The 23,341-nt window shown below is 62.9% G+C and carries 24 protein-coding genes and 2 tRNA genes; 9 read left to right on the forward strand and 17 right to left on the reverse strand.

The features are described 5' to 3' along the window. Window positions 1–113: 113 nt before the first annotated feature. Complete coding sequence (locus ACZ1G8_RS08345; RefSeq protein ID WP_472678989.1) at window positions 114–725, forward strand: superoxide dismutase; 612 nt, start codon at window positions 114–116, stop codon at window positions 723–725. A 54-nt stretch (window positions 726–779) separates the two neighbouring features. Here the strand turns inward: ACZ1G8_RS08345 and ACZ1G8_RS08350 are convergent, their stop codons facing one another. The 3 genes from ACZ1G8_RS08350 to ACZ1G8_RS08360 are packed head-to-tail and all read right to left on the reverse strand — an operon-like array spanning window position 780 to window position 2,779. After that, window positions 780–1,958, reverse strand: coding sequence for an AI-2E family transporter (locus ACZ1G8_RS08350; RefSeq protein WP_472678990.1), 1,179 nt, complete (start codon window positions 1,956–1,958; stop codon window positions 780–782). Between the two features lie 42 nt (window positions 1,959–2,000). Continuing rightward, entirely contained in the window at window positions 2,001–2,609 is a 609-nt protein-coding gene (locus tag ACZ1G8_RS08355; protein WP_221429261.1) for a sigma-70 family RNA polymerase sigma factor, read from the reverse strand. Further along, complete coding sequence (locus ACZ1G8_RS08360) at window positions 2,609–2,779, reverse strand: NepR family anti-sigma factor (RefSeq protein ID WP_472678991.1); 171 nt, start codon at window positions 2,777–2,779, stop codon at window positions 2,609–2,611. The genes ACZ1G8_RS08355 and ACZ1G8_RS08360 overlap by 1 nt, the downstream gene beginning before the upstream one ends. Window positions 2,780–2,998: 219 nt before the next feature. Between ACZ1G8_RS08360 and ACZ1G8_RS08365 the strand changes: the two genes are divergently transcribed. Beyond that, entirely contained in the window at window positions 2,999–4,657 is a 1,659-nt protein-coding gene (locus ACZ1G8_RS08365; RefSeq protein ID WP_472678992.1) for a CHASE domain-containing protein, read from the forward strand. A 116-nt stretch (window positions 4,658–4,773) separates the two neighbouring features. On the opposite strand, the gene ACZ1G8_RS08370 is transcribed toward ACZ1G8_RS08365, so the two are convergent. Then, window positions 4,774–5,565, reverse strand: a complete 792-nt coding sequence (locus ACZ1G8_RS08370) for a response regulator (RefSeq protein WP_221552138.1) — start codon at window positions 5,563–5,565, stop codon at window positions 4,774–4,776. 155 nt (window positions 5,566–5,720) lie between these two features. On the opposite strand from ACZ1G8_RS08370, the gene ACZ1G8_RS08375 reads away from it, so the two are divergent. Then, the gene (locus ACZ1G8_RS08375) at window positions 5,721–6,467 is read left to right on the forward strand and encodes a Crp/Fnr family transcriptional regulator (protein WP_472678993.1); all 747 of its coding nucleotides are present in this window, start codon (window positions 5,721–5,723) and stop codon (window positions 6,465–6,467) included. A gap of 249 nt (window positions 6,468–6,716) precedes the next feature. Here ACZ1G8_RS08375 and ACZ1G8_RS08380 read toward each other — a convergent pair whose 3' ends face one another. Both ACZ1G8_RS08380 and ACZ1G8_RS08385 read right to left on the reverse strand, forming a co-directional pair. Continuing rightward, on the reverse strand, window positions 6,717–7,154 hold the full coding sequence (locus ACZ1G8_RS08380; protein WP_472678994.1) for a response regulator: 438 nt from the start codon (window positions 7,152–7,154) through the stop codon (window positions 6,717–6,719). Between the two features lie 138 nt (window positions 7,155–7,292). Further along, a complete protein-coding gene (locus ACZ1G8_RS08385; protein WP_472678995.1) occupies window positions 7,293–8,450 on the reverse strand; it encodes an N-acetyltransferase in 1,158 nt (385 codons plus the stop codon). Between the two features lie 162 nt (window positions 8,451–8,612). On the opposite strand from ACZ1G8_RS08385, the gene ACZ1G8_RS08390 reads away from it, so the two are divergent. Then, window positions 8,613–9,707, forward strand: coding sequence for a fatty acid desaturase family protein (locus ACZ1G8_RS08390; RefSeq protein WP_472678996.1), 1,095 nt, complete (start codon window positions 8,613–8,615; stop codon window positions 9,705–9,707). A 1-nt stretch (window position 9,708) separates the two neighbouring features. Here ACZ1G8_RS08390 and ACZ1G8_RS08395 read toward each other — a convergent pair whose 3' ends face one another. From ACZ1G8_RS08395 to ACZ1G8_RS08430, 8 genes are all read right to left on the reverse strand, one after another. Continuing rightward, window positions 9,709–9,951, reverse strand: a complete 243-nt coding sequence (locus ACZ1G8_RS08395) for a hypothetical protein (protein WP_472678997.1) — start codon at window positions 9,949–9,951, stop codon at window positions 9,709–9,711. A 59-nt stretch (window positions 9,952–10,010) separates the two neighbouring features. After that, window positions 10,011–10,529: a GNAT family N-acetyltransferase gene (locus ACZ1G8_RS08400; protein WP_472678998.1), complete on the reverse strand. Its 519-nt coding sequence runs from the start codon at window positions 10,527–10,529 to the stop codon at window positions 10,011–10,013. Continuing rightward, on the reverse strand, window positions 10,526–11,626 hold the full coding sequence (lptG, locus tag ACZ1G8_RS08405; RefSeq protein ID WP_472678999.1) for an LPS export ABC transporter permease LptG: 1,101 nt from the start codon (window positions 11,624–11,626) through the stop codon (window positions 10,526–10,528). Before lptG ends, ACZ1G8_RS08400 begins: the two co-directional genes overlap by 4 nt. Then, window positions 11,623–12,843, reverse strand: a complete 1,221-nt coding sequence (locus ACZ1G8_RS08410; protein ID WP_472679000.1) for an LptF/LptG family permease — start codon at window positions 12,841–12,843, stop codon at window positions 11,623–11,625. The genes lptG and ACZ1G8_RS08410 overlap by 4 nt, the downstream gene beginning before the upstream one ends. A gap of 63 nt (window positions 12,844–12,906) precedes the next feature. Further along, the gene (locus tag ACZ1G8_RS08415) at window positions 12,907–13,380 is read right to left on the reverse strand and encodes a DUF427 domain-containing protein (RefSeq protein WP_472679001.1); all 474 of its coding nucleotides are present in this window, start codon (window positions 13,378–13,380) and stop codon (window positions 12,907–12,909) included. Window positions 13,381–13,417: 37 nt separating this feature from the next. After that, complete coding sequence (gene clpS / locus ACZ1G8_RS08420; protein ID WP_244922094.1) at window positions 13,418–13,759, reverse strand: ATP-dependent Clp protease adapter ClpS; 342 nt, start codon at window positions 13,757–13,759, stop codon at window positions 13,418–13,420. Window positions 13,760–14,005: 246 nt separating this feature from the next. After that, on the reverse strand, window positions 14,006–14,815 hold the full coding sequence (locus ACZ1G8_RS08425; protein ID WP_472679002.1) for a phasin family protein: 810 nt from the start codon (window positions 14,813–14,815) through the stop codon (window positions 14,006–14,008). A 123-nt stretch (window positions 14,816–14,938) separates the two neighbouring features. Then, a complete protein-coding gene (locus ACZ1G8_RS08430) occupies window positions 14,939–16,816 on the reverse strand; it encodes a PHA/PHB synthase family protein (RefSeq protein WP_472679003.1) in 1,878 nt (625 codons plus the stop codon). Window positions 16,817–16,951: 135 nt separating this feature from the next. Here ACZ1G8_RS08430 and ACZ1G8_RS08435 point away from each other — a divergent pair, with 135 nt between their 5' ends. The 3 genes from ACZ1G8_RS08435 to ACZ1G8_RS08445 all read left to right on the forward strand — a co-directional run bounded on the left by ACZ1G8_RS08435 (window position 16,952) and on the right by ACZ1G8_RS08445 (window position 19,783). Continuing rightward, window positions 16,952–18,136, forward strand: a complete 1,185-nt coding sequence (locus ACZ1G8_RS08435; protein WP_472679004.1) for an LL-diaminopimelate aminotransferase — start codon at window positions 16,952–16,954, stop codon at window positions 18,134–18,136. A gap of 104 nt (window positions 18,137–18,240) precedes the next feature. After that, entirely contained in the window at window positions 18,241–19,011 is a 771-nt protein-coding gene (locus tag ACZ1G8_RS08440) for a winged helix-turn-helix domain-containing protein (RefSeq protein WP_472679005.1), read from the forward strand. After that, a complete protein-coding gene (locus ACZ1G8_RS08445) occupies window positions 18,983–19,783 on the forward strand; it encodes a crotonase/enoyl-CoA hydratase family protein (RefSeq protein ID WP_472679006.1) in 801 nt (266 codons plus the stop codon). The genes ACZ1G8_RS08440 and ACZ1G8_RS08445 overlap by 29 nt, the downstream gene beginning before the upstream one ends. A 340-nt stretch (window positions 19,784–20,123) precedes the next feature. On the opposite strand, the gene ACZ1G8_RS08450 is transcribed toward ACZ1G8_RS08445, so the two are convergent. Both ACZ1G8_RS08450 and ACZ1G8_RS08455 read right to left on the reverse strand, forming a co-directional pair. After that, complete coding sequence (locus tag ACZ1G8_RS08450) at window positions 20,124–20,942, reverse strand: transglutaminase-like cysteine peptidase (protein ID WP_472679007.1); 819 nt, start codon at window positions 20,940–20,942, stop codon at window positions 20,124–20,126. 131 nt (window positions 20,943–21,073) lie between these two features. Then, window positions 21,074–21,853, reverse strand: coding sequence for an acyl-CoA thioesterase (locus ACZ1G8_RS08455; RefSeq protein WP_472679008.1), 780 nt, complete (start codon window positions 21,851–21,853; stop codon window positions 21,074–21,076). Window positions 21,854–21,967: 114 nt separating this feature from the next. Here ACZ1G8_RS08455 and ACZ1G8_RS08460 point away from each other — a divergent pair. Together ACZ1G8_RS08460 and ACZ1G8_RS08465 are read left to right on the forward strand one after the other, a co-directional pair. Beyond that, window positions 21,968–22,041 (forward strand) — tRNA-Cys (locus tag ACZ1G8_RS08460). Between the two features lie 19 nt (window positions 22,042–22,060). Further along, window positions 22,061–22,136, forward strand: a tRNA-Thr gene (locus ACZ1G8_RS08465). A gap of 72 nt (window positions 22,137–22,208) precedes the next feature. On the opposite strand, the gene ACZ1G8_RS08470 is transcribed toward ACZ1G8_RS08465, so the two are convergent. After that, window positions 22,209–23,339: an acyl-CoA dehydrogenase family protein gene (locus ACZ1G8_RS08470; protein WP_472679009.1), complete on the reverse strand. Its 1,131-nt coding sequence runs from the start codon at window positions 23,337–23,339 to the stop codon at window positions 22,209–22,211. Between the last annotated feature and the right edge of the window lie 2 nt (window positions 23,340–23,341).

Here is a 23,341-nt window from a genome sequence, read left to right on the forward strand (position 1 = left end):
GCTCGTCCCCCTTTTCGTGGAGCTTATCGCGCCCTAGTGCAACTTCGCGCGCCTTGGTGCGTTAGGGTCGCAACGGAATTATATTCACACCAACCCAAGAGGGGACCATTCGCATGGCTTTTGAGCTGATCGACCTTCCTTATGATGACACTGCGCTGGAGCCTGCGGTCTCGGCGAAGACGCTGAGCTTCCACCATGGCAAGCACCACAAGGCCTATATCGACAAGACCAATGCGGCGATCGAAGGTACCGATCACGCCGACAAGTCGCTCGAAGAAGTGATCGCTGCAGCGCGTGGCAGCAACCAGGGCCTCTTCAACAACTCGGCCCAGAGCTGGAACCACGGTTTCTACTGGCACTCGATGGCAGCGGAAGAAACTGCGGCATCGGACGAACTCAAGAGCATGATCGACAGCACCTTCGGCTCGGTCGACGAACTCAAGAAGAAGCTCGCAGAGCGCGGTGCTGGCCACTTCGCCAGCGGCTGGGTATGGCTGGCGGTGAAAAACGGCGGCCTGACGATCGAGGAAACCCACGATGGGGATACGCTGGCCGACCAGGAAGGCGTCAACCCGCTGCTCGTGATCGACCTGTGGGAGCATGCCTACTATCTCGACCACCAGAATGCGCGCCCGGCCTACCTCGATGCGGTCAACGGCAAGCTCAACTGGAGCTTCGCGAGCCAGAACCTCGCGCGCGGCACGACGTGGGCCTATCCCGCCTGATCGATCGCCCGAGAAAATAAAGAGGCCCGCTGCGGATCTGCGCAGCGGGCCTTTTTATTTGGTCGAATCGTCCTGCGACATTTCGAGGACATTCGTGGCGAATAGTGGCTCCCCGAAGATGAAGCCGATGAGGTTTGGCCTCCCGACATGATCAAACAGCGCGGTGAGCATCAGCAGGATCGGCACCGAAAGAAGCGCACCGAACACGCCCCATATCCACGTGAAGTAGGACAGGGCGATGAGGATAAGCACCGGGTTCATCGTGAAGCGCGCGCCGAGTATCGAAGGCGTCACGACATTCGCCTCGACCGTGTGTAGCGCCAGATAGGCGGCTGCCGGGATCAGGCCGATGAAGATGGTCTCGGTTGTCGCGATGCCGAACAAGGTGAGCAGGCCGACCATCAGTGTCGGGCCGATGTAGGGCAGGAAATTCAGCAGGGCAGCAAGCCCGCCCCACATGATGGGCGCATCGACGCCCAGCGCCCATGCGCCGAGTGCGACCACCACGCCGACGCCCAGATTGATGAGGCCCACGGTCAGTATGTAGGCCGCGACACGGTCCTGCACCTCGCGCAAGACGCGCGCCGCCTTGATGCTGGTGCCGAAGCTTGTGCGGCCGAACAGCAGGCGCTGGCGTAGGCGCACGCGGGCCTCGATCATGAAGAAGGCCATCAGTAGCGTGAGGATGGTTTCGATCACCAGGCTTGGCGTCGCGAAGGCCAGTTCCTCGAGCAGGCTGGGCGTTGCGACAACCACCTCGCGCGATTCCCCGCGATCCATGAGATCGGCAAGCTGCTCGTTCATCTGTCCGATCCACGCGAAGCGGTCGCGCAACGCGGCAAACTGATCGGCGACGTTCTTCGCCATCGCGGGCAGCTCGTCGAAAAGCGCTGCGGCAGGCTGCAGGATCAGCGCCAGTGCAAGCAGCAGGATGGCGAAGAAGAAGAGCAGCGAGACCAGCGAGGCGAGGACATTCGGAATGCCCCAGCCGTTGAGCTTGTCCGCAAGCGGCGAAAGGATCACCGTGAGGATTACCGCCGTCACGACTGGCAGAAAGACGACCGAACCGATCGAGAGGACGAAGGGCAGCGCGAAGAACAGCCCGAGGCCGATCAGCACCACCAGCGCCGAGATCAGTCGTAATTCCTGTTCGGCGAACGCCATGCGCCGTCCGCGCACAGGTGCAGGTGCGGAATTCTTCCCGTCTCCAGGTGCAGGGTCGCCGTCGCTCATTTCACCCCTGTGTGCCGTGCCGGCGATGCGAGAGCAAGCTGCTTAGCTGCGCGCAGCAACGCCCTGTCCGGCCGCCACGTCGTCGAGTTCTTCGAGGATGGCGCGGTGGGCGGTGTCGTCGTCGATCGAGCGCTTGGGGATTGTGCCGTCGGCAAGCATCGTGTTGAGCGCGGAGCGCGCACGGCCCACGCGGCTCTTGATCGTGCCCACAGCGCAGCCGCAGATATTTGCCGCTTCTTCGTAAGAGAAGCCACCCGCTCCGACCAGCAGCAGCGCTTCGCGGCGCTCCGGCGGCAGCGTCAGCAATGCGCGGTGCATGTCGGACAGATGGATCGGTTCCTCCTGGCCGGCGGGAGCCGTCAGGACGCGCTCGGCGACCGTTTCGTCATATTCGCCGCGGAAGCGGTTGCGACGCATGTCGGTAAGGTAAGCATTGCGCAGGATCACGAAGGTCCATGCACGCATGCTCGTGCCGGGCTGGAAGCGCTCCTGCGCCGCCCATGCCTTGAGGAGGGTTTCCTGCACGAGATCGTCGGCCATGTCGGCGCGCCCGCAAAGACCGCGCGCAAAGGCGCGGAGGTGGGGCACCACCTCGGTGAGCTCTCTCTTGAAATCGGCCTTCTCGGAGGCCGTCCGTTTCGTACCCCCCATCAGTCCTTGTCATCCAGTTTCGAGAGAAGATCCTTGAAGCTGTCCGGCAGCGGTTCTTCGACCACCGAATCGTAGAGCTCGCGCAAGCCATTGGCCCATTCGGGCTTCTCCTTGGCTTCCTCGCCAGCACCCTTTTCGGCCGGTGTTACGGAAGTAGCTTTCGCGTTCATGCTCTGAGAATACGTCCTTACCATGACGGAAGCGCGCGCCCAAACTGCAGCGCCGGCCCCCGATTTCAATCCCACAGGTCCTCGCACAACGTAGAAACCCGCATTCCGTTCCGAAGTGGGGGAAATTTGCCGCCAGGCATGGAACCTTCCGCCAACTAGCGGATATTAGGCGCACGGGTCGAACGCGAAAGAGGCGAGAAGCTGGTTCAAGACGATCTAATGCGACGTGGGCAGCGCCGGCGATGGCTGGTCGATTATCCGCGCGCGGTGCCCCTGGGCATCTTCCTCCTTGTTGCAGCCATTACGGCACTCAGCGTGTTCTCGATCGAAAGCGGGGAGCGCGCTCGCGCGTCCGCAGAACTCAATCGCAAGTCGATCTCGATGACCTCGGCAATCGAACGCCGCGCCTATTCGAACTCGTCCTTCCTTCGCGCTGGTGCTGCGCTCTTCGGATCGCAGGGCGAGGTCACGCCGGAAATGTTCCGCCAGTTCGTTTCCGAACTGCGTCTCGATGCCGATTACCGCGGCGCCGAAGGTATCGGCTGGGCACCTGCCATAGGAGCGTCGGAGGCCGCAAACTTCGAGGCACAGCTCAACGAGGGGCGGATCGGGTTCACGCGGATATCGCCTTCGCTGGTGGAGAGCCCGCGCGAGCAACTGGTCCCCATTCTCTACCTCCAGCCCGACACGCTGAGGAACCGACGCGCACTCGGCTACGACATGTATTCCGAACCCACCCGCCGCGAAGCGATGGACGAAGCCCAGCGCACCATCAGGCCGACCGCGAGCGGACGCATCACGCTTGTCCAGGAAGGTGAGGGCGAGGATTACGGTTTCTTGATCTATATGCCGGTCATCGACGGTTTAGGCGCTTCGCGAAACCTCAAGGGATTTATCTACAGCCCCTTTAACGCGTCGCAGTTCCTTGCGTCGGCGAGCGAGCTTGTCAGCGGCGACGAAACGGGCGTTCGACTCTACGACATCGATGGCGGCGAGCGCCGGCTCCTCGCGCAACTCGGCGGTTGGACAGAAGGCAGCGAAACGATCCAACGCGACGTCGACCTTGCGAACCGGGACATGCTGCTCGTGGTGCAGTCTTCAAACGACGAGACGCTTTCGCCCCTGTCGATGATCACGCTGTTGTTCGGCCTAGCCGTGGCCAGCCTCCTCATGGTCGTCGCCCGCCTGCTCACCAAGCAGGCGCAGGAAGACAGCCGCTCGCTCGACTGGTTTGCCGAACAGAACTCGATCCGCAACTCGCTCACGCGCGAGCTCAATCATCGTGTGAAGAACACGCTGGCGAACGTCTTGTCCATCGTGTCGCTGACGCGGCGACGTGCCGACTCGCTCGACGAGTTTGCGACCGGTATCGACAACCGGATCCGCGCGCTGTCGGCGACGCATGATCTCCTGACCCAGTCGGAATGGGGAACCACGCCGATCGCATCGGTCGTGGGCGTGGAGCTCGCGCCCTATGCCAATGACCAAGACCACACCGTTGTGATCGAAGGGCCTGCGGTCGAGCTCGCGCCGAACGATGCGCTTTCGCTTGGCCTCGCTATCCATGAACTTGCAACCAATGCCGCGAAGTACGGAGCGCTCAGCACGAGCGGCGGCAAGGTCGAGATCACCTGGTCATTGGTCAACGAGCAGCTCGCCAGCATCGTATGGATCGAAAGTAATGGACCCGAGGTGACCCTTCCGAAGAAGCGCGGTTTCGGCACCGACCTTATCGAGAAGATCGTCGCCCACGAGCTGCGCCATCCGGTCGAACTGGAATTCCTGCCCGAGGGCGTGCGGTGCAAGCTTCTCGTCCCGGTGCGCGAGCCGAGCGAATTCGAACTGCGCAGCAGCTCGCAGAGCAACCGCGAGAGCTGAACCTGCGCGCTTGCCGCCGGGGCCAGCATCCGGCTGATCGCTTTCCGATGATCGCAAAGGAAGGGCCGCCCGGATCGCTCCGGACGGCCCATTCCCCTTTTGAGCTGTAAGGCGTGTCAGCCCAGCGGGCGGCTCGATCCGAAGAACAGTGCCTGGCTGATCGCCGCGCGAACCGTCTGCTCCTGGAAGGGCTTGGTCACGAGATAGGTCGGCTCGGGCCGGTCACCGGTGAGCAGGCGTTCGGGATAGGCAGTAATGAAGATCACCGGCACGCTGTCGATGGCGAGGATGTCGTCCACGGCATCGAGACCCGAGGAACCGTCGGCCAGCTGGATATCGGCGAGCACGAGGCCGGGCGTCTTCTCGGCGACCACTTCCTGCGCCTGCGTACGCGTGGCAGCCGTGCCGCACACTTCGTGGCCCAGCGAGGTGACGAGGTCCTCGAGCTGCATCGAGATGAGTGGCTCGTCCTCGATGATGAGCACGCTGGTTGCGCTCTCGCGATCGATCTCGCCGACGGCTTCCTGGACGAGGCGTTCGACCTGATCGCCTTCGAGCTCCATGATTTCCGCGGCCTGGTCGACCGAGAAGTCTTCCAGCGTGGTCAGGAGAAGTGCCTGCCGGTTCAGCGGAGTGATCGATTTAAGCCGATCCTGCGCCGCGCCTTCGCGGCCGGTATCGCCTTCGCTGTCGGGCACATCCATGTATGCGCTCGACCAGACCTTGTTGAAGGCGCGGTAGAGCGGCACGCGGCCGCCCTCGAGCGAGGCCTTGAGCTGTTCGTCTGCCAGTGCGGCTTCAAGCGTTGCGCGGACGAATGCGTCCCCCGTTGCCTGCGAGCCCGTCAGCGCACGCGCGTAGCGGCGCAGATAAGGTAGGTTTTTAGCAATCTGGTCACCAAGCGACATAGAACCCCTTCCGTGGTTTGCGCGATGAGAACGCCTGCCCGCGCCATCGGTTCCAGCAACCTCTTAGCAATTCTCGCAATTTGACAAATGATATTATTGCGCGGACTAAACGCGCGCTGCCGAACCGGATTCCTGCGGCCTATGGGGAGCTGCGCATGTTCGAAGTTGCCGATCCGTACGATTGCCTGAACTGCCCGCTGCAGGACTGTCCCGGCCTGCGCCCGCTGGAAAGGCGGCAGCGGGCGTACATGAACGATTTCAAGAAGGGCGAGCTGCGCTTCGAACGCGGAGACACCATCCTGGAGGAAGGCGAGGAGGCGAAACACCTCTACACCGTGCTCGAAGGCGTGCTGATCCGCTTCCGGTCGCTCGAGGACGGGCGTCGCCAGATCGTGAATTTCATGTTCCCGGGAGACCTCGTGGGCCTGCAGGGGGCGTTCGACGAACCGGCGAGCCATTCGGTCGAGGCACTGATCGAGGCGCGCCTGTGTGTTTTCCCGCGCTCCGACTTCGTTTCGCTCATCAAGGAGCATCCGCGCCTCGGCTACGACATCACCTGGCTGGCGGCGAAGGAAGAGACCGAGCTGGAAGGCCATATCGTCTCGCTCGGGCAGCGCAGTGCCAAGGAGCGAGTGGTGTTCCTCGCCGCATGGCTGGTCGACCGCGCGCTCGCGACCGGTCTCGCCGACGAAGGCAACAGGCTGACCATTCCAGTGACACAGTCGCAGATCGCCGACATGCTCGGCCTCTCGCTCGTCCACACCAATCGCACAATCCGCGCTCTCGACCGTGAAGGCCTCGTCGAATGGAGTTCGCGCGAGCTGTGCGTGCCGAACATGGACAAGGCCGCCGATTACGCCGATTTTGACCGCGCCGGGCGAAGCTCCAGGCCCTTCATCTGATTTGGAAATTACCCGGTTTCCGCGCGGGTCAAAAAATTTTGACCCGCGTGGGAACCCCATTCGGGTTGGTCCATTTAGCTTATGTCACCGCCGAGACCCCCCTCCCGTCCAAGCGGCTGGTGATACGATCCCGAAAGGCCTTCGCTCCATGAGAGCGGAGGCCTTTTTTCTTTCGCACGCAGAATTATGGCGCTGCTAGACTACGGCGAACGCATGTCAAAGCTGGAGAAGGGTGCGGCGAGCGGGCGCTTACTTTGCGCCCAATGCCCCGCGAAGGCGCTTGATGATGCCGGTACGCTCAGGTTGGCCCAGCAGGCTTACGAGATCCGCGCTGTCATAGGGCTTTTCCAGCACGCAGCCGAGAGCCGCCACGTCTTCCGGAATGTCCTGCGGTGCGCCGGTCGAGAAGATCACGCGCGGGGGTTTCGGGCCAAGCGTTTCCACCAGCTCGGCAACCGCCCAGCCATCGTCACGATCGGCAAGGTGTACGTCGAGGACGATGGCGTCGGGCTTCTTGCGCCGCAGCGCCTCGAGAGCCTGGTCGGTGGTGGTGCACAGCACGACTTCCTTGACGCCTGCATCTTCCAGCGCGCCCTGGAGGTTGAGCGAAAGGATCGCGTCATCCTCCACCACGAGGACGTAGTTGGGCAGCTTGGGTGCTGCAGTCTTCTTGCTGCTGGATTTCATTCTAACCCGTCGATGCAGGAGCACAGCCCCATCGCGGGCTCCAGTAACTCGAACGGTGTCGGCTGCCCAGCGTTCCCGCCATGCAACATTCAGCCATGCATGTGTTGCTGCAAGGCCACTTGTCGCTGGGCCGCGGTGTCAGAGCGCCTTCTCGTAGATGACGTACTCGCGGTTGATCGAGCTCTCGATGGCATCGGCAATCGCCACCATTCCCTTGTTGTCGTCGAGGATCCAGCCGATCTCGGCACGCTTCGATCCGTATAGCTCGGTGGCATTGTCGCGGATCTTGCTGATCATCATGAAAGCGAGCTGGCTGGCGAGGCGCGAGCTTTGGAATTCCTTGCGTACGCCCATCAACGGGACGCGCATACCGAGGCCGGTGGGCTTGCGCAGCGCGCGCAGCAGGGGGAACCAGCCGAAGGGGAACAGCTTGCCGCGCACCTTCTTCAGCACCTCGTTGAGGTCGGGCAGCACCACCATGAAAGCGACCGGGCGACCGTCGAGCTCGGCGATCATGTTGAGCTCGGGCCGGACGACGGGTTTAAGTTTCTTCGCCGCGTGTTCGATCTCGGCCTCGGTGAAGGGCACAAAGCCCCAGTTTGTCGACCATGCATCGTTGAGGATCTCGAGAACCGTCCGGATTTCCTCGACCCAGCGCGATTTGTCGACGCCGCGCAGGCGGATGCGTTCATTGCGTTCGCCCGACTGCACGATGCGCTGGACGATGCGGGGGAAGGGCGTCGAGATGTCGAGGTCGTAGGTGAGCAGGCTCTTGGCATGGGTGAAGCCGGCGCCTTGGATCCAGCCTGCATAATGCGCGGGATCGTGACCCATCATGATCATCGGTGAGTGGTCCTGCCCCTTCACCAGCAGGCCGGGCTCTTCCCAGATCGAGAGCGAGATCGGGCCGATGACCCGGGTCATGTCCTTTGCGCGCAGCCAATCCTCGGCACGCGAGATGAGGGCCTTGGCGACCTCCTCGTCCTCGGCATCGAAATAACCGAACATGCCGGTTCCGGGCCCCATGCCCTGTTCGGGCGGGAGTTCGAGCGCGAGCTTGTCGATATGGGCCGCAATCCGGCCCACCGGCTTGCCGCCTTCGTAGGCGATGAAGAGCTGGGCTTCTGCGTGACCGAAGAACGGGTTCTTGTCAGGATCGACCAGTTCGAGCTGCTCCGAACGCAGCTGCGGGACATTGTGCGGCTCGCGTGCAGCGAACTCGCGCCCGATGTCGACGAATGCCGCACGCTGCTTCTTGCCTTCGACGGCTTCGATCACAATATTCCTGTCAGACACGCACGTGGTTCCCTGTTGAAACGGGTTGTTCAGCCAAGGTTAGCCCTGCGTGTGGCATTTGATCTTTGTCAAGGAATCGCGCGCCTTTCGATCACAATGATCGATAGCGAAGACTGTCATTTTTCGCGCGATTCGCTATAGGCCGCCCCCAGGAAATTCGAAATGAAGCTCGACCAGACCCTTTCTGCCGCCAATCCCGCGCAACTGCGCGAAAAGCGCGGCTGGCATTCGCAGATCGCCGACGACAAGGCGATGCTGCGCGCTGCGCGCGACCTGACCAAGGATATCGCCGAGCATCGCGCCTCGATATACTGGAGCGACATGATCGCTTCGGCGCTGATCGGCTATGGCACCCTGGCAGGTGCGATCCTGGTCGAGAATACCGCGCTGGCCGTCGTGTTGGCCTTGGTTTCGGTCCTGGCGCTTTATCGCGCGCTCCTGTTCATCCACGAGATCTCGCATTTCCGTAACGGGGCGCTCCCGGGCTTCCGGACTGCGTGGAATGCGCTGGTGGGCGTGCCCATGCTGACGCCGTCCTTCATGTACGAACAGGTCCACACGCTGCACCACAAGCGCACGCAGTACGGCACGGTGGAGGATCCCGAGTACCTGCCGCTCGCGCTGATGAATGCGTGGAGCCTGCCGCTTTTCGTCATCATTGCGATCCTCGCGCCGGTGGCGCTCCTGTTCCGCTTTGCAGTGCTCGTGCCGCTGGGCGCGATCATTCCGCCGATTCGCCAGCTTACATGGCAGCGCGCCAGCGCGCTCGCGATCAATCCCGAGTTCCGTCGCCGTCCGCCCGAAGGCGAACTGCGTCCGCGTGTCCTCATGCAGGAAGCCGCTGGCTTCATCTGGTCGTGGGTGCTGATCGGCAGTGTCTTCGCATTCGGCTGGAAGCCCTTGCTCGTCGCGCTGGGTGTGGCCTCGGCAGTGGCGTTGCTCAACCAGCTGCGCACGCTGGTCGCGCATCTGTGGGAGAACGAGGGCGAGGCGATGACCGTCACCGCGCAGTTCCTCGATTCGGTCAATGTCCCCCCGCCGGGCCGCATCGCCGAGATCTGGGCTCCGGTCGGCCTGCGCTATCACGCGCTGCATCACCTGATGCCCTCGATGCCCTATCACTCGCTGCCCGAGGCGCACCGCCGCCTCGTGAAGGAACTGGGCGAGAGCTCGACCTATCATGGCGCGAACCACGCCGGCATGGGCGTGCTGGTAACCCGCATCGCGCGCAGCACCATGGGGCGCCCGCGCGACTGATTTATTCGGGGGCTTCGTAGCCTTCCGGAAGCTGGTTCTCGCCAGCAAATTCCGCATCGACCTGCTCGTCGGTCCCGCCTTCGATCGTGTCGTTGTCTGGTGCCGAAGCCATGCCTTCTTCCATATCCTCGACTGGCGGCGGAAGCTGATCCTCATAGCTCGTATCGGGATCAGGTTGTTCCTGCCCGCAAGCGGCAAGAGCGAGGGCCGGAACCGCGATGAGCAAGGCGGGACGAATGGTCATGGTCAATCTCCTTGTTTGCCAAAAAGACGCCTGACCCGCGGCAGCGTTCCGGACTTAGCCTAGTCGAGAAAGAGGATCATCGCGCAGCGGCGCTCGCGCGGCAAACCCAGAGTGGCAGCCGCCTCGAGGCTTTCGCGCAGGTGCTCGCGCCCTTCGAAGTTCTCGATCTCCACGAAGCCGTGTCTCGCGTAGAATGGCCCGTTCCAGGCGATGTCGCGATAAGTGTTGAGGGTGATCGCACGGAGGCCGCAATTGCGTGCGTCGACCGCGAGGGCCTGCAGCAACGTGGCGCCGATGCCCTGTCCCTGGCTCCGCCTCGCAACGCTCAGCTCGTGAAGGTGCAGCTCGCGGCCGATTCTCCCGGCTGCCGCAAATCCGACGACTTCATCGCCGCTGGTTGCGGCAAGGCAGTTCCCGCGCCGGATCAGCGCGCGGTAATGCTCAGCGCTTTCGGATGGCGGGACGGGCACGCCTTCGAGCGACGGCTCCTCGCGCAGCAGGCTGGCTGCGTCCTCCTCGACATCGTGAAAGGCTTGAGCATCCTCGACGCGCGCCAGCCGGATGGAGAAGTCGCTCATTCCTCGGTGCGGATGAGGACTGTTTCGCCGATCAGCGCGAACAACAGGAACGGCGCCCAGGCAGCGAGGAAGGGCGGATAGCCGCCGAAGTTCCCCATCGCGAGCGCGGCATTGTCGACGACGAAATAGGCGAAGCCCAGTGCCATTCCGATCAGCGCGCGCACGAAGAGCTGGCCCGAGCGCGCTAGGCCGAACGCGGCAACAGCGCCGAGCAGCGGCATCAGGAAGGACGAGAGCGGGCCGGAGAGCTTGTGCCACCACTTCGCGCGCATTTCGCCGGTCCTGCGTCCGGCAGCTTCGAATGCGTCGATCTGCGGGCCGAGCTCCCAGAAGGGCACGGCTTCCGGGTCGATCTTGGCAAGGTCGATCTGGTCGGGGGTCAGCTCTTCGCCGACCACGAGGCTGTCGATCTCCTGCGTCGAGGCAGAGCCGACATCGAAGCGCTTCACGCCTTCTAGCAGCCAGCCGGACCCGGCATAGCTCGCGCTTTCGGCATCGACCTGTTCGATGATGCCGCCCTCGGGGCTGCGCCGGTACCAGGTCACGTCGCGCATAAGGATCGTTTCGCCGCTGCCGGTCAGCTGGGCGGCGGTCAGAACGTTGGAACCGTCGGCGAGATAGACATTCGCCCGCACGTTCGATTCCGCAGGGATCGGGCCGAATTCCGCTGCATCCCAGGCCTTGAGCGTGGCAGTAGCGCGGGTCACCACGCGTTCGTTAAACACGAAGCTGAAGCCGCCAACGACCAGCGCGGTAAGCAGCAACGGCGCAAGCACCTGATGGGCCGAAAGCCCGGCCGCTTTCATCGCGATGACCTCGCTGTTCTGGTTGAGCGTGACCAGCGTGATCAATGTGGCGAGCAGGACGGAGTAGGGCAGGAATCGCTGGATCAGCTGCGGTATCCGCAAGCCCGCGTAGGTCAGCAGCTCGCCCTGTCCGTTCCCCGGAACGGCAAGGATCTTTCCGCTGTTGGAAAGCAGGTCGAGCATCATCAGGACCAGCACCAGCATGACCAGCACCGCGAGGATGCGGACCACGAACAGCTTGGCGAGGTAGACCGTCAGCGTGCGCGAGGGAAAGAAATCGAACTGCGTCATGCGTCAGCCTCGTCGAGGACCACGCGGCGGTTGCGCTTGAACAGCTTGCCGAAGCGCTTGGTCACCTTGGCGAACCAGTTTTCGAGCGCGCCGATCGCCTGCCCGCCGGGCACGATGGCGACGCGGTAGTACATCCACACGATGAGTGCGCCGAACAGGAAGAACGGCACCCACAGGGCTATGATCGGATCGACAATGCCAAGAGCGGCGACATCCTCTCCATACTGGTTCACCTTGTGATAGGCGACCACCATGATGATCGAGAGGAACACGCCAAGCGCGCTGGTACTTCGTTTTGGCGGTATGCCGAGTGCGACGGCAAGCAGCGGCATAAGCGCCATCATCACCACCTCGACCAGCCTGAAATTGAAGCTCGCCTGAGATGCGTCCCGTTTGCTCTCGCTCGCATTGTCGGCCCAGCCGATGCGTAACAGCTCGGGCAGGATGTATTCGCGCTCTTCCACCCCTCGATCGCGGAATTCCTCGATCGCGGGCAGGTCGATCGGCAAGTCGTGCCGGGTGAAAGTGAGAACGCGCGGCGTCTGGCTGCCGGTGTCCTGTACGATGGTGCCTTCACTAAGGCGCAGGATGATCGTATCGGGATCGTCGGTCGTGGCGAGGAAGGAGCCTTCCTTGGCGCTGATCGACAGCACCTGTCCGCGCTCGTTGGCGACGCGCGCGAAGATGCCTTTCAGGTCGCGTCCGTCATTCTCGCTTTCCTCGATACGCAGGGCCATTCGGTCGGCGAGCGTGGTGAACTCTCCCACCTTGATCGATGCGCCCAGAGCGCCCGAACGCAGCTCGTATTCGAGCCTCTCGTAAGTGAAGCGGCTGACCGGCTGGATGAAGAACACCAGCGCGACGTTGACCGTCATCAGTACGGCGGTGATTGCGAAGGGCACGCGCAGCAGGCGGCCATAGGACAGGCCCACCGCGCGGAACACGTCGAGCTCGCTGGTGGTCGCCAGCTTGCGGAAGGCGAGCAGGATGCCGAGCAGCAGGCCGAGCGGGATCGCGAGGCTCGCATATTCGGGGATCAGCGTCGCCAACATCTGGAAGACGACGCCGATGGGGCCGCCCTCCACCGCGACGAAATCGAGCAGGCGCAGCATCTTGTCGAGCAGCAGCAGCGAGGCGGCGAGCGCGAACACGCCCAGCATTGGCACGATTACCAGCCGGAAGATGTAACGGTCGATTGCGGGAAGGAAACTGAGCACTCGAATTCCGGTCTATCGTCGGTCTGCTGCGGCCCTAGCCGGAAAAAGCCGGTTCGTCATGCCCTACCAGAAACGGCTGCCGGGAATGCCCTTGAAATGGCCCGCCTCGCGGCTGGTGATCCACCCGCCGTAAAAGCCGCCCGGCTGCGGGATGACCTGTTCGCCGTCGACGAGGCATTCGTCGAAAGGCTCGGGGTAGAAAGCGAAAAAGCCGGCGATGCCTGCGAAGCTAGTGGTCGGCTGCGCGTAGCTCCAGCAAGCTGCATCGAAACGGTCCTCGCTGATCAGCACGTCCCAGTACCGCGCCTGCCCCTTCCACTCGCATATCGAGCGGCGTGCATTGGGCGCGAGATATTGCGTCTCGACATCGGCAGGCGGGAGGTAATAGGTCGGCGGATGGCTCGTCTCGAGCGTTCGCCATGCAGAACGCGTATCGGCCAGCGTCACGCCCTGGTGGCGAATGACGATATGGCGATCGGTGGGTTCGGCGATTGCGGGTCGCGGATAGTCCCAGACGCTCTCCTGGCCTTTGCCCACCGGATCGGGCTCAGGGTGGCCGAGGAAGGCTATCTTCTCAGGCCTTTTCCAGCGTGCACTGGAGCGGATGCTGGTTCTGGCGGGCGAAATCCATCACCTGGTTCACCTTGGTCTCGGCGACTTCGTAGGGAAAGATGCCGCAGACGCCGACGCCCTTTTGGTGGACGTGCAGCATCACGCGGGTCGCTTCTTCCATGTCCATGCGGAAGAAGCGCTTCAACACGATCACGACGAATTCCATCGGTGTGTAATCGTCGTTCAGCAGCAGCACCTTGTACTGGCTGGGCTTCTTGGGCTTGGTGCGCGTCTTGGTGGCGAGGCCTGTCTGGCCCTCGCCATCGCGCTGATCGTCATCGCCGCCTGCGGCGCGGATGTTCATGAGATGATGCGACTGGGTCATCGGAGGCGCCAATATCGTAACGCTTTGCCAATTCGCAAGCGTTGATAGCGACAGCATGCGTCGAGGCGGGTCAAGAAAGTGTCAACGCGCGCCCACGCACGGGCTCAAAAGCAAACGGGCCGGACGACACCTTGGTGCCATCCGACCCGCCGTTTCCAACTACCGGGCAAAGGGAGAGAGGAGAGAGATGCCCGGCGGGTTGAAGCTGGTTAATGCGTTTCGCGCTTAGGCGGCCTTGCGGACCTTCTCAGCGGCGAGGCTCATGCGGCTCGAGAGCGGAGCGAAAGCTTCGTTGGCGAGCTTCAGCATGGCTTCGGTGTTCTTCGAGGTGGTCGAAACCATGGCGTCGAAGTTGCGACGTGCGATTTCGCCCTGCAGCTGGAACAGCTCGGTCGGCGACTTCACAGCGGCCATCTTCTTGACGTCGCCCTGGACGGTTTCGGCAGCCGACTTGGCTTCTTCGACATAGGTACGGCCCATGTCCTGCATGCCGCCAGCAAGGATCTTGCCGCTCTCGACGAGAGCTTCGAGGTTGCCCTTCTGGAATTCGACGGCGTCCTGGGTCATTTCTGCACCCTTGTCGTAAGCAGCCTTTGCGCGGGTCTGCATGTCTGCAGCCATTTCCTTCGCCTTGGCGGTGTAGTCGGTGGTCTTTGCGTTCTTGGCAGTGGCCATGATGGTTTCCTTCAACTTGGTAATCGGGGTGGTCGAGGTCTTCGCGGCCTTCTTCGCGGGAGCGGCCTTCTTGGCAGCGACCTTCTTCGGAGCAGCCTTCTTGGCGACCGGCTTCTTTGCCGGGGCCTTCTTGGCAGCAACCTTCTTCGCCTTCTTCGGAGCTGCCTTCTTCTTGGCAGGCGCCTTCTTCGGCTTGGCTGCAACAGCCTCGGCGACCTTAGCCGTCTTCACCGGAGCGGTCGTGTCAGCTTCGACGGCCTTTTCGACAGCCTTGGTGTTCACCTCGGCAGTCTTCTTTTCGGCAGCCTCGGCGTAAGCCTTCTCAGCAGCAGCATCGATTTTGGTCTGGCTCTCGGCCATGGGATTAACCTCGCTTTATGTTGCACTGCACAAAATAGGCATTGCAGCTGCGAAGTCAAGGATTTTTTGTGCAGTGCACAATAGGCCGCGACGAGCTGTTTTTTCAGTCAGTTAAAGCGCAATTCAGCGCGTGGCGACGTAGCGTCCCGGTGCGTCTTCGATGACTTTATCGCCTTTTCCGCCCGGTTTGCGCCTGCCCGTGGCGGGTACGGTTTCGCCGTCCTGCGTGCGCAGCCAGTCGATCCAGTCCGGCCACCAGCTGCCCGGATGCTCTTGCGCCCCTTCGCGGAACTCTGCCAGCGTGCGCGGCGACCCCTCATTGGTCCAGTACTGGTACTTGCCCGAGGAGGGCGGGTTCACCACGCCGGCGATATGGCCGGAGCCAGCCAGCACGAACTTGATCGGGCCGGTGAAGTGTTCCTGCAGGCGCCACACGCTTTCGGCCGGCGCAATGTGGTCTTCCTTGCCTGCCTGCACATAGGTGGGCGTCTTGACCTGTCCGAGATCGATCGGCGTGTTGTCGACGCTCAGCGCATTCGCTTCCACGAGCCGGTTGTCGCGATAGAGGTCGCGCAAATATTGCTGGTGCCACTTGGCCGGCAGGTTGGTCACATCGCCGTTCCAGTGGAGCAGGTCGAAGGCCGGATAGTCCTCGCCCAGCAGGTAATTGTTCACGACGTAGTTCCAGATGAGGTCCGTGCCGCGAAGCAGGTTGAAGGTCGCCGCCATGTAGCGCCCGTCGAGATAGCCGTCGGGCGAGAGCGCCTTGATCGCGCCCAGCTGCTGGTCGTCGACGAAGTTGAGCAGCTCGCCCGCTTTTTCGAAGTCGACCTGCGCAGTAAAGAAGGTGGCGCTCTTCACCTTGTCCTCTTCACCGCGGGAGTGGAGCAGCGAAAGCGTTGCAGCGAGGGTGGTGCCCGCGACGCAGTAACCGATCGTGTGCACGCTCGGCACGTCGAGACGGGTGCGGATATGGTCGATCGCGTCGATCTGGCCGCGCACGTAATCGTCCCAGACCACGTCCTTCATGCTGGCGTCGGCCGATTTCCAGCTGACCATGAAGACGGTTACGCCCTGGTCGACCGCCCATTTCACGAAGCTCTTCTTCTCGTTCAAATCGAGGATGTAGAAACGGTTGATCCACGGCGGGAAGATCACGAGCGGGGTCGCCATGACCTTCTCGGTCGTCGGCGAATACTGGATCAGCTGGTAGAGCGGTGTTTCGTGAACGACCTTGCCCGGGGTCGTGGCGATGTTCTCGCCCAGCTTGAAGGCACTGGCATCGGTATGGGAGAGCTGCCCGCGCCGCATGTCGGCGAGCAGGTGCTCCATGCCCTTCACGAGGTTCTGGCCCTTGGTCTCGAGCGTGCGCTCCATCACGACGGGGTTGGTGAGCGGGAAGTTGGCAGGGCTCGCCGCCTCGGTGATCGCCTTGGTCGTGAAGCGCAGCTGTTCGCGCTGTTGCGGATTGAGGCCATCCATCCGGTCGGCCATCTCCTCGACGCGCTCTGCAAGGAAGAGATAGGTCTGGTGGATCAGCGCGAAGGCGGGGTGCGCGCGCCACTTCTCGTCTGCGAAGCGCCGGTCCTTGCGCGGCAGTTCGACTTCGCCGTCGGCTTTTTCGGAAGCTTTCGGCCCGAGACCGTATTGGCCCAGCACGTCGTTCCACAGCGCCATGCCTTCTTCCCAGAGCACCTTCTGCTGCTCGGCCTGAGCGATCGGCATCTGCTTGTACCAGTCGGTGGCCAGCGCCATCCAGCGCGCGGGATCGAAATAGGGGACCAGCGCCTGCGGATTGCTCATCTGCTCGGTCTGGTACTGCGCCCACAGCGCCTGCAGCTTCGCGCCGGTTTCTGCCCATGCCTGCGCGTCCTCCGGCTTCATCGCCGCCTCGCCCATGATCGCCGGATCGACCGCTCCCGTCATCGGCGCGAAGATCGCGCGCGCCAGCTTGGCCGGATGTTCGAAGAGATTGGTGAAGGGATCGGGCGTTTCGTTCATTCTCTTTCCTTAGCGTGGCGAAGCGCTGTTTGTCGCGGACTTAGAATATTCCGCGCCTCCATGCATCTATGCCGTTTGCGCGTGCCGCATGAATAGGTAATCAGTATGACACGATAAACGCCCGACGGAGCCTAAATGTCCGACGAATTCTACCGCATTAAACGCATGCCGCCCTATGTCATCGCGGAGGTCAACGCGATGCGCCACGCGGCACGCCAGGCGGGCAGGGACATCATCGACCTCGGTATGGGCAATCCCGACCAGCCCCCGCCGCAGCACGTCATCGACAAGCTGTGCGAGGTGGCCTCCAAGCCCGACGCACATGGCTATTCGCAGTCGAAGGGCATCCCGGGCCTTCGCCGCGCACAGGCGAATTATTACCAGCGCCGCTTCGGGGTCGACCTGGATCCCGAAAGCGAAGTCGTGGTCACCATGGGCTCGAAAGAGGGCCTGTCGTCGATGGCGACGGCCATCAGCGCACCGGGCGACGTGATCCTCGCGCCTAGCCCGGCCTATCCGATCCACACCTATGGTTTCATGATCGCCGGCGCGACCATCCGCAGCGTGCCCACCACGCCTGACGAGAACTATTGGAAGGCGCTCGACAACGCGATGGCCTATACCGTGCCGCGCCCGACGGTGTTGGTGTGCAACTATCCCAGCAATCCGACGGCAGAGACGGTCGACCTCGACTTTTACGAGCGGCTGGTCGCATGGGCCAAGCGGAACGAGGTCTGGGTCCTGTCCGACCTCGCCTATTCGGAGCTCTATTACGACGGCAATCCCACGCGCTCGATCCTCGAGGTGTCAGGGGCGAAGGACGTGGCGGTCGAGTTCACCTCGATGTCCAAGACCTTTTCGATGGCTGGCTGGCGGATCGGTTTCTGCGTCGGCAACAAGAAGCTGATCGCCGCGCTGACGCGCGTGAAGAGCTATCTCGACTATGGCGCGTTCACGCCGGTGCAGGCCGCCGCCTGTGCTGCACTCAATGGACCGCAGGAAGTCGTCGAACAGAACCGCGCCCGCTACCAGGCGCGGCGCGATGTCATGGTCGAAAGCTTCACCCGCGCAGGCTGGGCCATTCCCAACCCGCCGGCCAGCATGTTTACCTGGGCCAAGCTGCCGCCCGGTTTCGAACACATGGGCAGCCTCGAATTCTCGAAGCAGCTGCTCCAGCATGCCGAAGTCGCGGTCGCTGCCGGCGTCGGCTTCGGGGAGGAAGGTGAGGGCTACGTCCGCATCGCCATGGTCGAGAACGAACAGCGCATCCGGCAGGCCGCGCGCAACATCAAGAAGTTCCTCTCTGACCACGCCCGGTGATCCCGCCCGGGGTACTCGGGAAATCACCTAAGTATTTGTGCGGAATTTAGAAAAAGTGCGCTGTCAGCCATTGGTTAAGTGACGGGTGGGCATAGGAGTCCACTATGTCCCTTGCTGAGTATTCATGGCTATCGGTCGCGCCGAGCCCTCCGGGCAGGTGGGACCTGCGCATGCTGGGATGGCGGATCAGGCCATACTTCCGCTGCGAGAACCTGCCGTCCGGCATACCGACACTGCTCGACTGGCGGATAGGCTGCCGGTGTCCCGATTGGGGTCTTCTGTCCGACAAGCAGAATGTCATCGCGATCGGCGTCGACGATGCCGAGACCCGCGCCCAGCTGCTGGGCGAAGGCTTCGGCGATGCGCTCGATTCGCAGCACGCACTGGTCGAACTGGCAGCCCGGCTGCTCAAGCTCGACGGGCTGGCAAAGACCATTCCGCAGCAGCGCCGCGTCGGTCCGCTGGTGCTCGACCTCTTCCACCGCGATGCGCGTGTCGACCACCGCTGGATCGGGCTGCACCCGCGCGAATTCGGATTGCTCTGGCGGCTGGCTGAAACGCCCGATCGGCAGGTGTCCCGCAAGGAGCTCTTGCAGGACGTGTGGCGGCTGAAGCACGAGCCGGAAACAAACTCGCTCGAGGTCCATGTGTCGCGCCTGCGCGCCAAGCTTGCAGTCTCCGGCCTCGGCTGGATCGTTCAGACGCATCCCGGCGGCGGCTACCGGATCGGCGCTCCGGACGAGAAGGGCGCAAGTCCCGCCCCGATCGTCGCCATGCGCAAGCTGGACAGCAACGGCCCGATCAAGCAGGAAAGGCGTTCACTCCAGCTGGGAATAGCAGAACGCCATGAGCACAGAGAACCGCGTTACGATTGATCTTGCCGACAACGGCGTCGCGCAGGTCCGTTTCAATCGCCCCGACAAGATGAATGCACTCGACCCTGCGCAGTTCGAGGCGATCATCGCGGCTGGCGAGGAATTGCGCACGATGAAGGGGCTGCGCGCCGTGGTGCTGGCGGGCGAGGGCAGGTCGTTCTGCGCCGGCCTCGACGTGTCGAGCTTCACCGCCACGCCCGATGGCGAGCGCAAGCCGCTGACCGAGCGCACGCATGGCAACACCAACACGTTCCAGGAAGTTGCCATGACCTGGCGCAAGTGCCCCGTACCGGTGATCGCCGCGATCCACGGCGTGTGTTTCGGTGGCGGCATGCAGATCGCGAGCGGTGCGGATATCCGCGTCGTCCATCCGGCAAGCCGCATGGCGATCATGGAGATGAAATGGGGCCTCGTGCCCGACATGGGCGGCTATCACCTGTGGCGCGGCAATGTGCGCGACGACGTGCTGCGCGAGCTGGTTTACACCAATCGCGAGTTCACCGGCGAAGAGGCGAAGGAATACGGCCTCGCGACTTTCGTTTCGGAAGATCCGCTGGGCAAGGCGAACGACATCGCCAACGAGATCGCCAATCGCAATCCCGAGGCGATCCGCGCCGCCAAGCGCCTGCAGGACGCGATGATCGAGCAGTCGGGAGACGATATCTTGATGGCCGAAAGCGTCGAGCAGGCCGGCGTGATGCGCAGGCCGAACCAGATCGAGGCGGTCATGGCCGGCATGCAGAAGCGGACGGCGAACTTTACGGACGTATGAATGGGCGTTGGTCCGCTAACGACCCGATAGCGGACGTAGGCCAACCTTCTATCCTAGTCCGACGGTGGTCGGGCAGATAACGCCCCCATTTCGTCAATCCGACACCATGAAGGCGATAGCCCATGCTCGAATATCTTTTAGGCTGGATCATAGGATCGAACAAAGAGCGATCCGACAAAGATGTCCCCCGTTGGCAGGTTTTGGCGTCCTTGGCCTTCCTCGCGGCTGTGGTGTGCGCTAATATCTATTTTATTGTGGTTGACTGACGAGCTCAGACCTTAATTTGCTCGTCTGCTTCCCACCCACTAACGGACACTCCGATACCTATGCTGTCAGGCTGCTACCGCGCCACCTCGCCATAGATCCACGCGAACGGGCCCGAATAGCTCACGATCGGGGTGTAGTCCTCCACCTGGTAGGCGGGCAGGACCATATCGGTGCGGTTGTCTAGGATGACGAGCCGCCCGCGCTGCTTCACTGCCAGAACTGCATGTTCGCCCTGCTGCCTGTCGCGCAGCAGCACGAGGAACATGTCGTCCGAAGGCACGCCGATCGCCTTGAGCAGCGCCATCTTGGCGAGCGCGAAATCCTCGCAATCGCCGAAGCCGCGCCGGATCGTGGCGGGCGCGCTCGACCATTGGTCGACGCCCGGCGGCTCGTCGCGGTAGCGCACGTTCCAGTTTACCCAAGTGTTGACCATGGCGACCGGATCGCGTGCGCCCGGCTGGCTCGCATTGGTGATGAGTTCGCGCCACGGGCCGGCTTCCTCGCCGAGGTCGGCGAGCCGGACGCTGTCCCATTTCGTCATCGGCGCGGCTGCGTAGCCGACCGGCATGGCAATCATCCGGAACAGGCTGGGGTTCGCCGGACGGACCGGTGGAGGCGGCAGGGGCGGGGCGCAATGATGCGTTTCCTTGGCCATCTCGGGCTCGTCGGAGGGCAGGGTGAAAACAAAGCCGGTCGTGGGCATCACAAATTCCTCTTCGGCGGGCTCTTCGGCCCTTTCCTCGAAGACGCAATTAGCGGTCGGCGGGATCGGCTGGACCATCTGGAGCGGTCCTGCCTGCTCCGTCTGCGCGTGCGCTGCGGGCAAGCCGCTTGTGGCGCTGGCCAGGAGCAGCACTGCCGGAAATGCCTTTGAGAGTGAGTGCCTGTTCATGCGGATCCCGTCGAAGAGGCAAGATGCCAAGCGGCAACGCTGGCGGCAAGCTGGAGGCGTGTCGGTCCGACTCGAATGCAGCACCGCGTGCCGCATGGGGCTTCCGGTTTCCTACAAGCGGATGACGCGCGTCAGCCGAAGATCGCGACGCTCTGCATCCCGTCGAGCACCTGCCGGCCCTCGGTATTCCAGAGACGCAGCCGCTCCGAGGAATAGCCGCCCGCCGCATGCTGGCTGGCGTTCTCCGAAAGCCACCAGCCGTCATCGGTCGTCGGCGCCGTGTCGAGGAGGTTGAACGACCAGTTGATCGAGCTGATCGGCCCTTGCCGCTGCATGGCGCGCATCGCCCCCGGAGGAAGCACGTCGCCGAGGAGGATCAGCTCACTGATCGGATCGAGGCCCTCGCGGTCCTTCAGCCGCGCCCAGCGGCGTACCACCGGCGCACCGGGGCCGCGCATGTCTTGTGCGCGGCGGATCTCGAAATTGTTCTGCAGGAATGCAGGGCCCTTGCCCTCCATCGCTGCATCGGCCTCTTCGGGCGAGCCGGGCCAGTTTTCGACCGGCGCTGCCTCGTGCACTGCATTGGGCTCGCGTTCGGTGCCGAACAGCCAGAAAGCCGTCAGCGTGCACTTGCCCTCGCACCAGATTTCGCTGCGGACCTGCGCCACATTGCGCCCTTGGCGCACGATCTCGCGCTTCAGTTCGACCTCCGGTCCGGTCGGAGAGACGAAGGCCACCTGCCCTGCCCGCAGCGGCGGCAGGTCGTCGAAGGCGCGCACTGCGGCCGTGTAGGCGATGAGCGCCGAGGCCCCGCCATACATGGTCCGGCCCTGCAGCCAGTGTTCGAGGTTTTCAAAGCGGATTTTCCCGCCCTCGGGCGAGATCGGATCGGTCAGGCTGGCAATGCTCATGCCCCTCCATCGCCCGCCAATCTGTCTTCGTCCAGACTGACGTTACGTAAGGCGATTGCAAAGCTTCCTGAGAATCGCTAGTGGGCCGCTTCCCGCCTCCCAAAGGTCGGGCGAGGCCCGATGGCGGAGTGGTGACGCAGAGGACTGCAAATCCTTGTACGCCGGTTCGATTCCGGCTCGGGCCTCCACTTCCCTCCTCGGGAATGTGCCGCTTTAGCTCAGTTGGTAGAGCACATCATTCGTAATGATGGGGTCACGTGTTCGAGTCACGTAAGCGGCACCACCACTTTTCCAGCACTGACAGTCTGACACCCGGCCCGGTCTGTAGACACGAGCCGGGTCGACAGTTTTGCGCTTACGCCAGCGAGATGTGCCGCTTCAGGTGGTGATCGACGCTGCCGAATTCGCTTTCAAAGATCGTCAAGCGCTTGAAGTAGTGGCCGATCGCATATTCGTCGGTCACGCCGTTGCCGCCGTGGATCTGCACCGCTTCCTGACCGACAAAGCGGGCCGACTGGCCGACGCCGACCTTGGCTGACGAGGCCGCGCGCTTGCGCTCCTTTTCGCCAGCATCGAGCTTGAGCGTTGCGAGATAGGTCAGCGAGACCGCGGTCTCGTAAGCGGTGTACATGTCGACCATGCGGTGCTGGAGCACCTGGAACTTGCCGATCGGTACACCGAACTGCTTGCGCTGCTTCGAATATTCGAGCGTCATGGCGTGGGCGACCTTCATCGCCCCGCATGCTTCAGCGCACTGTGCCGCGATGGCCTCGTCCGTGACCTGCTCGATCAGCGGGAGGGCGGCGCCCTCTTCGCCGATCAGCGCGTCGGTTGGGACCGAGACGTTCTCGAAATAGACTTCCGACGCGCGGCGGCCGTCGACGGTCTCGTAATCGCGCGTCACGATGCCGTCGGCGCTCTTGTCGACGATGAAGACGCTCACGCCCTCGGCATCGCGGCGATCGCCGCCGGTGCGCGCGGTGACGATGAGGTGGCTCGCCCAAGGCGCGCCGATGACGACGGCCTTGTGGCCATTGAGGACATAGCTGTCGCCGTCCTTCTTTGCCGTGGTTTCGAGATCGGCGTAATTGTAGCGCCCGCGCGGTTCAGCATAGGCGAAGGCGAAGACGCGGCTGCCGTCGATGATGGTGCAGAGGTGTTCCTCGCGCTGGGCTTCGCTACCGGCGTGCTTCAGGAAACCGCCTGCGCAGACAACGGTGGGGACGAAAGGCTCGACCACGAGACCTTTACCGAATTCCTCCATCACGATCATCGCATCGACCGCGCCGCCGCCGAAGCCGCCGACTTCTTCGCTGAACGGCATGCCGAGGATGCCGAGTTCGGCCAGCTGCGCCCATATCTCGGGCCGCCATCCGGCATCGCTGGCGATCGCCGCGCGGCGCGTTTCCCAGTCGTATTGTTCCCTGACGAGGCGCGAAAGTCCGTCGCGCACCATATCCTGTTCTTCGGTGAAATTAAAATCCACGG

Source organism: Qipengyuania sp. BR81-2, assembly GCF_055693895.1.